Source organism: Nostoc cf. commune SO-36, from assembly GCF_023734775.1.
Lineage (GTDB): Bacteria > Cyanobacteriota > Cyanobacteriia > Cyanobacteriales > Nostocaceae > Nostoc > Nostoc commune_A.
This window is the reverse complement of the sequence record NZ_AP025732.1, coordinates 6,248,962-6,261,514: the sequence shown is the minus strand read 5'-3', so window position 1 is coordinate 6,261,514 and position 12,553 is coordinate 6,248,962. Positions and strand designations below refer to the sequence as shown.

Annotated in this window: 11 protein-coding genes and 2 pseudogenes; 9 read left to right on the top strand and 4 right to left on the bottom strand. The window is 41.1% G+C overall.

What is annotated here, in order from left to right:
• Positions 1–52: 52 nt before the first annotated feature.
• From ANSO36C_RS28260 to ANSO36C_RS28250, 3 genes are all read right to left on the bottom strand, one after another.
• A complete protein-coding gene (locus ANSO36C_RS28260; protein ID WP_251957463.1) occupies positions 53–307 on the bottom strand; it encodes a tetratricopeptide repeat protein in 255 nt (84 codons plus the stop codon).
• 51 nt (positions 308–358) lie between these two features.
• Positions 359–571: a hypothetical protein gene (locus ANSO36C_RS28255; protein ID WP_251957462.1), complete on the bottom strand. Its 213-nt coding sequence runs from the start codon at positions 569–571 to the stop codon at positions 359–361.
• A gap of 137 nt (positions 572–708) precedes the next feature.
• A complete protein-coding gene (locus tag ANSO36C_RS28250) occupies positions 709–2,931 on the bottom strand; it encodes a CHAT domain-containing protein (RefSeq protein ID WP_251957461.1) in 2,223 nt (740 codons plus the stop codon).
• A gap of 86 nt (positions 2,932–3,017) precedes the next feature.
• Here ANSO36C_RS28250 and ANSO36C_RS34005 point away from each other — a divergent pair, with 86 nt between their 5' ends.
• The 9 genes and pseudogenes from ANSO36C_RS34005 to ANSO36C_RS28210 all read left to right on the top strand — a co-directional run.
• Entirely contained in the window at positions 3,018–3,140 is a 123-nt protein-coding gene (locus tag ANSO36C_RS34005) for a hypothetical protein (protein WP_267145341.1), read from the top strand.
• A gap of 33 nt (positions 3,141–3,173) precedes the next feature.
• Complete coding sequence (locus ANSO36C_RS28245) at positions 3,174–3,464, top strand: hypothetical protein (RefSeq protein ID WP_251957460.1); 291 nt, start codon at positions 3,174–3,176, stop codon at positions 3,462–3,464.
• 209 nt (positions 3,465–3,673) lie between these two features.
• Positions 3,674–3,967 (top strand): hypothetical protein, encoded by a 294-nt coding sequence (locus ANSO36C_RS28240; RefSeq protein WP_323374527.1) that lies wholly within the window; start codon positions 3,674–3,676, stop codon positions 3,965–3,967.
• Between the two features lie 203 nt (positions 3,968–4,170).
• Positions 4,171–4,512: a DUF3040 domain-containing protein gene (locus ANSO36C_RS28235; protein ID WP_251957458.1), complete on the top strand. Its 342-nt coding sequence runs from the start codon at positions 4,171–4,173 to the stop codon at positions 4,510–4,512.
• A gap of 16 nt (positions 4,513–4,528) precedes the next feature.
• Positions 4,529–6,611, top strand: a pseudogene (locus tag ANSO36C_RS28230) (dynamin family protein).
• A gap of 483 nt (positions 6,612–7,094) precedes the next feature.
• The gene (locus ANSO36C_RS28225) at positions 7,095–9,335 is read left to right on the top strand and encodes a dynamin family protein (RefSeq protein ID WP_251957457.1); all 2,241 of its coding nucleotides are present in this window, start codon (positions 7,095–7,097) and stop codon (positions 9,333–9,335) included.
• Positions 9,336–9,453: 118 nt separating this feature from the next.
• Entirely contained in the window at positions 9,454–10,146 is a 693-nt protein-coding gene (locus tag ANSO36C_RS28220; RefSeq protein ID WP_251957456.1) for a DUF305 domain-containing protein, read from the top strand.
• 212 nt (positions 10,147–10,358) lie between these two features.
• Positions 10,359–10,532 carry a hypothetical protein gene (locus ANSO36C_RS28215; protein WP_251957455.1) on the top strand — a complete coding sequence of 58 codons (174 nt, stop codon included), beginning with the start codon at positions 10,359–10,361 and terminating at the stop codon, positions 10,530–10,532.
• Positions 10,533–10,837: 305 nt separating this feature from the next.
• Positions 10,838–11,286: pseudogene (locus tag ANSO36C_RS28210) on the top strand (rhodanese-like domain-containing protein); the annotation flags it as partial.
• A gap of 592 nt (positions 11,287–11,878) precedes the next feature.
• Here ANSO36C_RS28210 and ANSO36C_RS28205 read toward each other — a convergent pair.
• Positions 11,879–12,508, bottom strand: coding sequence for a ribonuclease H-like domain-containing protein (locus ANSO36C_RS28205; RefSeq protein ID WP_251960465.1), 630 nt, complete (start codon positions 12,506–12,508; stop codon positions 11,879–11,881).
• Between the last annotated feature and the right edge of the window lie 45 nt (positions 12,509–12,553).

Genomic DNA, 12,553 nt, shown 5'->3' with positions numbered 1-12,553 from the left:
CATGTTGTATGAGGGTAGTGGCTTTACCTTTGACATCGCCAATCTGCTCATACTATTCTCCAAGGATTGCTCCCAGAGTGCGATCGCTTTTTGGGATGTCCCCTTGGTCGGCAATTACCTGTGCCATGTTGTTGAGGGTAGCGGCTTTACCAAAGACATCGCCAATCTGCTCAAATATTTCCACAAGGATTGCTCCCAGAGTGCGGATCGCTTTTGGGATGTCCCCTTGTTGGTAAATTACCTGTGCCATGTTGCCCAGGGTAGTGGCTTTACCTTTGACATCGCCAATCTGCTCATCTATTTCCAAGGATTGGCTCCCAGAGTGCGATCGCTTTTGGGATGTCCCCTTGTTGGGCGATTACTCCTGCCATGTTGTTAGGGTAGCCGCTTTTCTTATTAATTCCTCTTCAGGGCAAAAGTCTAAAGCTTGCTGATAATGAGTAACAGCCTCTTGCACAAAACCCAAAACCGCTTCAGCACGGGCAATGGTTCCCAAGATGCGGTAGTCTTGAAAAACTGCCAGAACTTGCTTACACAAATCAAAAGCTTCCACAAAGCGGGAATTGCTCACCCAATTGTTTGCAATCCTATGCCCAATGCTGACAGCAATTTCCTGTTCTCATTGCCAGTAATCCCAAGCGCACAATTTCCAGTCCTTCTACTTCCGTGCGGTTGTCATTTTCCTCCCACCAAACTTGATGGATTTGCCTAACCGCTTGCTGTTGCGGTTGCTTGCCATTCTTCCTGAATCAACACTGTTTCTAGCAACGATTCTAAAATTGTCGTCACCCGATAATTAGCTGACTGAGTGGGGTGAGTGGTGGCAGACTCAACTAAGCTGAGGCTGACAAACTTTTGCAGAAAAGCAACAGAGGGGGAGATGGCGTTAATGATTTCAACAGTAACGGGCAATTGAAACACACTTAACCGTGCAAGAAACTTTTGTTCTTCCGGTTCTAAAGCATCCAGCAGAGTTTGTGCCAAGATATTTTCGCGGAATTTCTGCTCAGTTGCCTCCAGCCGATTCAATAATTCATCCGCCCCTATTCCTGGTTGCTGAATCACCTCTAACAACCACTTCAGCAACCGGGGATTACCATCAGCAATGTGGATAATCCTCTGAGTTTTTAACTGTTGCCTAACTTCTTTATCTAAGGGAAAGCAGATTTTATCAATATCACTGCTGCTCATCCCTGCCAAAGATTCCAAATGCAGACGATGAGGTGGCAAAGTATCTTCTTTCAAATAGCGACAGGTGACAATCAGGCGACTTTCTGCCCCGTTTTCCTCCAATGCCGCACAAATCGCCCCTAAAATCTCGTAAGCTTCCGCCGTCATCCGCAGTGAGCCATCTTTAACGGGGATATTTTGCTCAAAGTCATCCAGCACCAACAGCAAGGGTTGGTTGTGTTTTTTTTCTATTGCTGCAAAAAAGTTTTGCAACCGTCCTTTCAGAGACACCTTTGGTTCGTTCAAAAGTGCGGGCACATCTGCAAACCGCTCAAACTTATTAGAAAGCTTAGTCAGCAAACCTATCTCATCCAAAGGCCCAATCAACACAACTCGCGCAAAATTATCACGCTGCATCTGCACCCGCGTACATAACCGCGCCGCCAGAGTACTTTTCCCCAGTCCCCCCATCCCGGCAATAAACACGCCGATTTGGTCGCTGGTTTCTTGCAAAGCCTTGAGACATCGTTGCAAAGGTCGTCTGCGTCCGACAAATTCAAAGCGACTGGCAACTTTAACTAGATTATTCTCATCCAGAAATTCTTGCTCTGGCGCTGTAAACGTCAGCCTTTCACGATTTTTTGTTCTCAGAGGTGTCACCAGTTGGTTAATAGGGCGCGTATCCCGATACATCCGCAACAGATGCCAGTCGGTGCATTCTTCGTCAATCATCTTCTGCTGCGCCGCTTTGACTGCTTCTTCAACAGTTGCCCCTGTCGCCAAAGCTTGATAAAGTGCCTGTGCTGCTACAATACCCGTGCGGTCATACACCGGACGCGCCCAACCTAAAACTATACCTGCCCCAGCTTTCACCAACGCTTGCGCCATCGATGGTACTGTCCCTTTATTAGCAACCTGTCCCGTATGACAGCCAGAGAGAAAAGTTACACGCGGCCAGCGTCCCCGAAAGGCTCTAGCTAAATCATTGACGGTAGTAAGTTGTATATTCCCCACTTCATCCTCAGTGATAAAGCAAGGTGTATTATCTGGGAGTGTTGCACCTTTTGGCAGCAAAAAGCTGTAATTTTTGGTGTAAATTATCCCGTGTCCCGTGAGGTGAAAGACATCAAAATAGTCTTCTGGATAGGATTTCACCAAATTAGCCAACTCTGCAATCGAGCCGCTTTCCTCAACAATCAACGCCAAGGGTTGATCCTTAGTTGCTTGCAAAATATTCGCTTCTTCCTGCTCAAACCCTAGTGGCGGAACTCTCGGATCTTCGGGTGAAGTCGCCATAAACAGCAAGCGCAAGGGGCGATTTTGCACGCCAATGATTTGGGTTTGACGCTGCTGCACAGAACGCACTGGTAAAACGGAGATATTTTGACGTTGCAGTAAAAACCCTGCACCATCATGTAGCAATTCCCAAGGCAAATGTGCCAAACCCAAGGCCACCCCTTCTGTTTCTGGGTTCAACCCCTGCGCTTCGCTGGTTTTAATCAAATCTAGATTAATCGTTTGCTCATCCGCCTCATCCAGCGCCTTTCTCAACCAACCTTCTTTACCATCCAGCCATTGATAAAGTTGCCGTCCCAACTGGGTGAGATAGGGTAAATAATCTCGTTGTTGAGCATAGTAATTTTGCTCAGACAAATCAATGAGTGCTGCCAACTCCGTTTTATCCAGGCGACGTGAGCCATAATCACAGCGCAATTCAAAAGTTTGCTGTTGACTGAGGGCGAAGGTAAAATTTAGGGGCATGGCTGACAGCAAGAGTTTCCACAGTAACCTTCACCGTATTATCTCCTTTTTCCCGAAATTCTCGTCAATAAGCTAGTACTAATCGCATGACTGGCGAAGATACTGCACTGATGCGATCGCAGTTCAACTATAATAGGACTTACGCAAAAAGTGCTAAAAACCTTAATTTGTCGAACCGCCAAGAACGCCAAGAACGCCAAGAATCGTAGAGTTTGCGTAAGTCCTATATAAAATCTGGACAGATGGTGGCAAACCTTATTCGTTCAGAACGCAAGTCCATTCTGCCAGAACGCAAGTCTATTCTGTCAGAACGCAAGTCCATTCTGTCACAACACAAGTTCATTCTGTCAGAACGCAAGTCCATTCTGTCAGAACACAAGTCCATTCTGTCAGAACACAAGTCCATTCTGTCAGAACACAAGTCCATTCTGTCAGAACACAAGTCCATTCTGTCAGAACGCAAGTCCATTCTGTCAGAACACAAGTTTATTCTCAACGTTTTCTTGTCTAGCATCGTGCAATTACTGAGCTAGCAATCTAATCTTATTAAAAAAAACACCTATTTTTGCAAACTTTACTGAACCGCTACATTGTCCCATTGAGACACTCTAGAAAGATAAAGTTTAGTAAAAAGCATAGATTGATGCCACGCAAACAAAGAAGCTCTTCCGTGCTAGAAAAAACCGAAAAGAGAGTAATCGGATTTAAATCGATTGATTCCAGTCTTGACTTTGGTAATTCTATGAGTTTAGACAATTTAATCCAGTTAACTGGACAACTCCGCAACCAGATAGACCAGTATAATATGATGCTAACTGCCCTTGATTCGGCAAAGGCAAAAATAGAAACCCTTGAAAAGAGCATTTGCGAAACCTCAGAACGCTTAGTTAGTGGTGTGGTGTTGAAGTATGGCAAAGATAGCCGGGAATACGAAATGACAGGCGGGGTACGCAAAAGCGATCGCATTCGTAAAGCCACCATTACCCGGTTAAAAACCACCGCAGACTCAAGAGCGGCTGCTACACAGACAATGTAATGAGCGATAAGTAGGCATCATTACACCTAATACGGTTTGGATAAGATCCCCCCGCCTGCAGCGACCCCCTTTTTAAGGGGGTAAAGATCAAATCGAAATAGTAATTTTACTGGGGTTTTAAAATATTTACGTGAGTTACGATACAGCATGATTAACGAGTAAATGCTGACATCTTTTCTTAGTCTTAGACGGAGCAGATATCGATGACATCTGAAAGTGTAGGCGAAGCCCGCCGTAGGCATCGCCAAAAAGAACTTGAACACCGAGAACGCACATTACGAGAACGAGAAGTTGAATTACGACTTCGGGAAATGGAAACTGATATCCATGCTACCGACGCGGCTTTTCATCAAACCGTGAAGCATCAACCAGATCAGAAACCTTGGATGAAAAAACTAATTCTGGGTGGAAAGCTGTTTGCTCTTGGTGTGGTAACGCTAGTTGCAGTAAGAATAGCCTCAGTATTGGCTGGGTTTATTATTGTTGGTGCGCTGGGATGGATGTCTTACAAACTATTTTTGGAATCTAAAAAAACCAATCTTTAATTAAGGTGTAATTTTTATGAGTTATCAGGCAACAACTGATAGATTTATCCAAGATTTAGAGCGGGTTGCTCAAGTGCGATCGGAGATGTCTGTATGTTTAAGTAAACTGGCTGAAACAATTAATCAAGCTGAGTTGGCTGGAGATTCTTCATCAGGAAAGCTCAGTTTAGAGCGAGATATTGAAGATATTACAATAGCTAGTAAAAACCTCCGCCAAGGTGTATTTCGCCTTTTGGTATTGGGCGATATGAAGCGGGGAAAAAGTACCTTTCTTAACGCTTTGATTGGTGAAAATTTATTACCGAGCGATGTTAACCCTTGTACAGCAGTTTTAACAGTTTTACGCTATGGGCCAGAAAAGAAAGTCACCATTCATTTTAATGATGGAAAAAGCCCACAACAGCTAGATTTTCAAAACTTTAAATATAAATATACCATTGACCCGGCTGAAGCTAAAAAACTAGAGCAGGAGAAAAAACAAGCCTTTCCTGATGTTGATTATGCAGTAGTTGAGTATCCTTTAACGCTACTAGAAAAGGGAATTGAAATTGTCGATAGTCCAGGATTGAATGATACAGAAGCGCGAAACGAATTATCTTTGGGTTATGTAAATAACTGCCATGCAATTTTGTTTGTGATGAGAGCTTCTCAACCTTGTACCTTGGGTGAGCGTCGCTACCTAGAAAACTATATCAAAGGTCGGGGTTTGACGGTTTTCTTTTTAGTTAACGCTTGGGATCAGGTGCGGGAATCATTGATTGATCCTGATGATGTCGAAGAATTACAAGCATCGGAGAATAGATTACGGCAAGTATTTAACGCCAATTTAGCAGAATATTGTACTGTAGAAGGTCAGAATATTTATGACGAAAGGGTGTTTGAGCTTTCGTCAATTCAAGCACTCAGACGACGGTTGAAGAACCCGCAAGCTGATTTAGACGGGACTGGCTTTCCGAAGTTTATGGAAGCCCTTAATACATTTCTTACCAGAGAACGTGCGATCGCAGAACTTCGTCAAGTCAGAACCTTAGCAAGACAAGCTTGTAACCATACCCGTGAAGCAGTTGCAAGGCGGATACCATTACTCGATCAAGATGTAAATGAATTAAAAAAACGGATTGATTCAGTGGAACCAGAGTTTAACAAACTCACAGGTATTCGAGACGAATTTCAAAAAGAAATTATCAATACCAGAGATACTCAAGCAAGAACTATTTCTGAATCTTTCCGCAGCTACGTTTTAAACTTAGGTAATACCTTTGAAAACGATTTCTTACGCTATCAGCCAGAATTAAATCTGTTTGATTTTCTCAGTCGTGGTAAACGAGAAGCATTTAACACCGCACTGCAAAAAGCCTTTGAGCAATATATTACCGACAAATCTGCGGCTTGGACATTAACTGCTGAAAAAGATATTAACGCAGCTTTTAAAGAACTTTCTCGCAGTGCTGCACAATATGGCGCATCTTACAATCAAATCACAGACCAAATTACAGAAAAGCTCACCGGACAAGACGTAAAGGTACATACCACTACTACAGCTGAAGAAGATAACTCTCCCGGTTGGGCAAAATGGGCAATGGGATTGTTATCACTGTCTAAAGGAAATCTTGCTGGTTTTGCATTAGCCGGCGCTGGATTTGATTGGAAAAATATCTTGTTAAACTACTTCACTGTAATTGGTATTGGCGGCATAATTACAGCAGTGACAGGTGTTTTCCTTGGCCCAATCGGGTTTGCATTGCTAGGTTTAGGAGTCGGATTTTTACAAGCAGATCAAGCGCGTAAAGAGTTAGTTAAAACAGCGAAGAAAGAGTTAGTAAAACATCTACCACAAATTGCACACGAGCAATCTCAGGTTGTATACAGTGCCGTGAAAGAGTGTTTTGATTCTTACGAAAGAGAAGTGGGTAAGCGGATTAACGATGATATTATCTCTCGCAAATCTGAATTAGATAATTTAGTCAAGCAAAAAACAAACCCGTGAAATCAATCGTGAGGGTGAGTTTAACCGCTTAAAAAAATTGCAAGAAGATGTAATATCTCAGTTGCAAAAAATCGAGGCGGCTTATAGCAATCTATTAGCTTACTATAGTTGATTACTTTTGTTTCCAGCTTCTAGCTGGGAATGACCTATTGGGAGGCTCTACCTTCCAATAGTATAAATCAATACGTTTCAGTTAAGCATCTCTTTCTTCTCTCTGTGTTCTCTGCGCCTCTGTGGTTAGTTAAAAAAACTAACTTTGACAAAGAGTTTTAGCCTTAACTGAACCGTATTGAAGTATAAGTAGATAAACATAAATAAATTAAAGTTTGTATAGCAGTTCTAAATCATTTGTAAGAATAAATTAACCGCAGAGACGCAGAGAGCGCAGAGAGAGGAATCAAAGATTTATTTTCACCACTCATTTAGGATTGTTGTAGTAACGGTATTTAGTCTTAATAACGTTTACTATCAGTGATTAATTGCTCATTACGAACTAGGATTTTATTGGATGTTGAATTATGCTTAACTACTTCAGAAAGTGAGGCAGTAGCCCTAATGATTTGCATTACCACGCGGAGCCTGGGAACGAAGAACTATGCAACAACAGTATGAAGGTTATAAGGATTTAGCAGATTCTCTCAAATCTGCATCTGGTTTACTGAATTTAGAACGCAAATCACAACTGCATCAAGATATAATTACCATTTGCAATCATTTAGTTAATCCTAGCTTCCGCATTGCGGTATTTGGCCCTTTTAATCATGGCAAGTCTACCTTATTAAATGCCATGCTAGGAAATCGTACCTTACCAATTGATTTAATCCCCACTACAGGCGCATCGATTTCTGTCAAGTATGGCTCTGATGTGCAAACTCGCATCATGTTGGTAGATGGTACAGAAATCTATCGCAGTGGCACAGAAATTCTACAGCAATTTGCAATTCTTGATGGTAATAGGCAGATGCGAAAAGATGTAGCATCTGTGGAAGTTTTTTGTCCGCATCCCTTCTTAGAAACGGGAGTAGAATTTCTTGATTTACCGGGGACTAATGATAGAGATGAACAAGATAATTTAGTCCGGGAACAACTTTTAGGTGCAGATTTAGTTATCCAATTACTAGATGCACGCAAGTTAATGACTTTAGGTGAGCGGGAAAACTTACGAGATTGGCTATTAGATCGCGGTATTAAAACAGTTATATTTGTTGCTAATTTTCTTAACTTACTTGAACTCGACGAGCAAAAACAAGTCCAAAATCGTCTGCTGTTTGTCGCAGAAAGCTTTCGAGCCGAATTACCTCCAGGTTTTAGTAATTTATATCGCGTTGATGCTTTACCTGCTTTAAGAGCTAGATTAAAAGGTGATGTTGCTGCTGCCAATAGTAGCGGGTTAGCGGCTTTTGAAACAGCTTTGCAAAATATTGTGGGGATTTTGCAACCAAATCGTGGTAGTGTGCGTTTACCAAGAGTGGAAGCGATCGCTTCTCAAATCCAATACTCATTAAAAGCTAAAATTGATCCACTTGCTCTTGAAATAAAATCTTTTGATGATAAACAAAATAGTAAAATTGAAATTAAACAAAAAGCAGCTAACTTAATTTATAAAGGTTTCACTACCAGCATCCAAGAATTACGCGATTGGCTAGAGTTACCCAAGCTATTTACAAAATATCAAGCTGATGCGGCAGTTGCATTGGCAGAAAATAAATTTAAAGATTGGCAAACAAATACTCTTAAAAAAGACCTGAATCAATTACAATTATCTGCTGTAAAATGGCTTTATCAAGCTTACGAGTTTTTCCAAGAAGAACGACCGCAAGATTTAATAATCCCCTTTCCTAGCGAACCACAAGTAATATTACCATCAAAGCCAGGCAATACTGATGATTTGAGCGAACCTGGTTCCATCGCAGTTGGTGGTGGTATTGGTTGGTTATTAGGCGGCCCAGTTGGTGCTGCTGTCGTTGGAAGTATTTCTTATTTGTTAAACAAGAATATTCAAAAACAAGACGAACAATTAGCAAAGGAATCTTATCATCAGGAAGTTGCTAAACTTTGTATAACTGCAATTGAAGATTATTTATCTGTCTTCAGCAGTCAAGGGTTATCTATTTTGACGGAATATGAACAGAAAGCAGAAAAAGTAATTTGTTTTGAATTTAGTCAAGAACCGCTAGAAATTACTAAAAAACGTGAAAGTTTACAACAGTTGCAAAACGGTTTTAATCAGTTATTGCAAGAGTTAGAGAAAGTAAAAATATCCTCAAATTATCAACCTTATAAAGAAATACCTAAATATAGCAACACCAATAGAAAATATTCACCACAGCCAGAGAGAGTTCAAACTTCCCCTAAGAAAGATCCTGGTGTTAAGCAACAACAGGAAAATACTGCTAAGAATACTCAGACAAAGGTAAAATCTGTTTCTCCACCGCCAAAAGCTTCTCCTTCTCCACGGAAAGAAGAGGTGGAGGCGAAATTTCGTGATTGGGAACTCAATGAAGAAATAGCGCGGATGAAAGCAGAGATGCGTAGCCCTAATGCTTCTCGTCAGACATCGCCTAGTTCTCAAACTGGCAAACAGCAAAATTCAACTCAAAGTAACAAAACACCCAACCAACCCAAAAGCCAGACGGAAAAAGATAAGATTACCCGCGCCTATAGCATTTTAGGATTGCAAGCTTATGCTTCTCAGGCTGAGGTAAAGCAGGCTTATCGAACTTTAGTTAAAAAATGGCATCCAGATTTGTTTGTGAATCAACCGCAACTGTTAAAACAAGCACAAGAGAAAATGCACTTAGTTAATGAAGCTTACACAACTTTGAGTGATAAATGAACAACAAGAACCTTTACTTATCAAGGAAGTAGGGGTTCTTTAGATTTCATCCTAATTTCATTTCTGGCTGCAAAACTAAGAAGTAAATATAGAATTAGGAAACTGTTAGGTGAGATTTATGCAACTGCTATCTTTGAGAAATGGCTTTTTGGCGTTAACCTTGAGTGCGATCGCTTCAGCCAGTGCGTTAATTACAGGCTGTAGCAATACTGCTTCCCAGAACCAAAGCCAAACGCCAAAAGAAACCACCACTAATGCTAACGACAAGCAGATGATGAACCACGGTGGCATGAATCACAGCATGGGAATGGATTTAGGCCCAGCCGATGCTAATTTTGATTTACGATTTCTCGACGCTATGACACCGCACCATCAAGGGGCTGTGGAAATGGCTAAAGAAGCGCAGGTGAAATCAAAACGTCCTGAAATCAAAAAATTAGCAGACAATATCATCAAATCGCAAAACCAAGAAATCACTCAGATGAAGCAGTGGCGACAAGCTTGGTATCCCAAGGCGGGAGATAAACCAATGGCTTACAACAGCCAAATGGGCCACATGATGGAAATGTCGTCTGATCAAATGAAAGGCATGATGATGAGTCAAGACTTAGGTGCAGCTGATACGGAATTTGATTTGCGCTTTATCAATGCGATGATTCCTCACCACGAAGGGGCTGTAACTATGGCAAAAGATGTCTTGAATAAGTCTAAGCGCCCTGAAACCAAGCAATTAGCCCAAGAAATTATTAAGGCACAAAATACAGAGATTAAGCAAATGCAGGAGTGGCGAAAAACTTGGTATAACAAGTGATAATATTGCCAAAAATATATCTTTAATATTCAATATTGAGGCTCAGAACTTCAACATCCGAGAACCAAGGGTGAACTATGGTCAGCACAATTCGCAATTCGCAATGACGCTCGCGGACTCGCTACCGCTACGCTAACGCAATTCGCAATTAATGCCCACGGATAAATCCGGAGGCTTGAACCCTGCATTGTTTTAAACTTATCTATCCATAAATGAATTTAGGGGCTTGTACCATCAAGGAAGAATTGGTCAAGTATACCACCAAGTTATCTGCAACCCTTTATATACAGGCTCCTTTACGAAAACAATTAAGAGATATTGCTTATGTAATTCTAAGAGTGCGACAGGAAATTAAGGATACATTATTTAGCGATCGCAGATATTGAAAAGGTACGTAATTCTTGTACTAATAGTTAAAATATTTTTAATTTTTATACTGTTTTAGATAATAAATTTAATAAGTTTAAATTTATTCACAATCCGTTAGAATAATTAAAGATCAAAAATATAAAATTAATAAAAAATCCTATAGTCTAATTTGGCTGTATTTCTAATGGATTAAGTGGTAGAAAATATTTCAATTAGCTACTCTATCTCAGGAGATATTTTGAGTAAATTCAGCCCAGAGAAAGAGCAATTAAATATATTGAGTCCGTTAAATTGCTATTAATATCGTCAGTCAGGAATAATTATGGTTAACAATTTAGTAGGCGGCATCATTCCCCAGAACCACCAATAGAAGCACAATCTGATGCTCATGTGCTGAAGTCTCGTCTAGAATGGGGCGAACCAGCTTTTACAATACTGGATGTGCGCGATCGCAATACCTTCAACGAAGGACACATTATGGGATCAATGGCAATGCCAGTAGATGAATTGGTAAAGCGTGCAGTACCTTCTTTGGATAAAAGCCGTGATATTTATGTTTACGGTGCTAATGAAGAAGAAAGTGCCCAAGCTGCACAGCAACTGCGTTCTAATGGATTTGAGCATGTCTCTCAACTCAAAGGTGGCCTTGCAGCATGGAAGGCGATCGGTGGCCCAACAGAAGGTATTGTTGAATCCAGAACTCCCCCAGGTGCAGATGAATACAATGTAGTAGATCGACTAAAAGCTCATCAAGAACATCAACCAAAGGATGGCATTAGCGCGACGGAAGCCATTAAAAAAGGAGCTAGTAACCTCAAAGAAGGCATTCAAGAAGGAGCTAGTAACCTTAAAGAAGGCATTCAAGAAGGAGCCAGTAATCTCAAAGAAGGGATTCAAGAGGGAGCCAGCAACCTTAAAGAAGGTGGTAATGAATCTCAAACTCCTAGAAATACTGATGATTCCAATATTGGATCTTAGGCAAAAATAATTTACCATCAGAGATTGTAGTAAGGACTTTAGTGCTTAGAAAATAAGAAAGAAAGTCCTCACTACAAACTTGCTTTTCTATGAATTTCAACTTGACAGATTACTAAGGTGGATCGAGTAGGAATAAAAATTTATTTTCCCTACTCCTTAAGGTTTACCGAAGAAGAATTCAGGAGTCAGGAGCCAGAATTCAGAATTGAATTCTGTGCGACTGGTGGAGGAATCATGGTCTAAAGCCCCCGACTTCAGTCGTGGAGGAGAAAAAAGTATTCCTTGCTTGAAAAACCCCTGACTTCTCTACGAGACGCTAAAAGCGAACAGACATTGGGTATTCTGACTCCTGAATTCTGACTTCTGACTCCTTTTCATTAATTGATCAGTGTTCAAACAAATCTTTAAATTGCAACAAATCTAACGAAACTATCGTTGGTAGGAATTCAAAACATTCTTGAGCAATTTGCCAACGTTCTTCTCGCTTCAACATTTCTATAAGCTTTTGCTGCACACTAAGTAAGTAGCGCACATCATTGGCAGCATAACTTAATTGAGCTTCAGATAAACTATCGGCGTTACCCCAATCAGAACTTTGAGAACTTTTATCCAGTTCCACTTGCTCTAACTCTTGCACCACATCTTTGAGTCCGTGGCGATTTGTGTAAGTACGGGCTAACTTACTAGCAATTTTAGTACAAAAAACAGGCTTAACCTGAATCCCTAGATTGGCTCGCAAAGTGGCAAGGTCAAAGCGAGCAAAGTGAAACACTTTTACGACATTCGCCGCTTCTAAGAGTTTTTTTAAGTTTGGGGCATCAGCTTGTCCTTTAGCTATGCGGATTGCAGTCACTTTCCCTTCAAAGTTGCACAACTGGACGAGACACAAGCGATCGCGCAGTGGCAATAATCCCATCGTTTCTGTATCAACTGCGATCGCTGTAGATTCTAAATATTGGCTAAGGGCTGCGTCACTAAGGTCGCGATCGCTCACCTGAAAATCTTGTAATATCATCAATTCTTCAAAAATAATAGCAGTGTCCACCAAACAAAAGTCTTG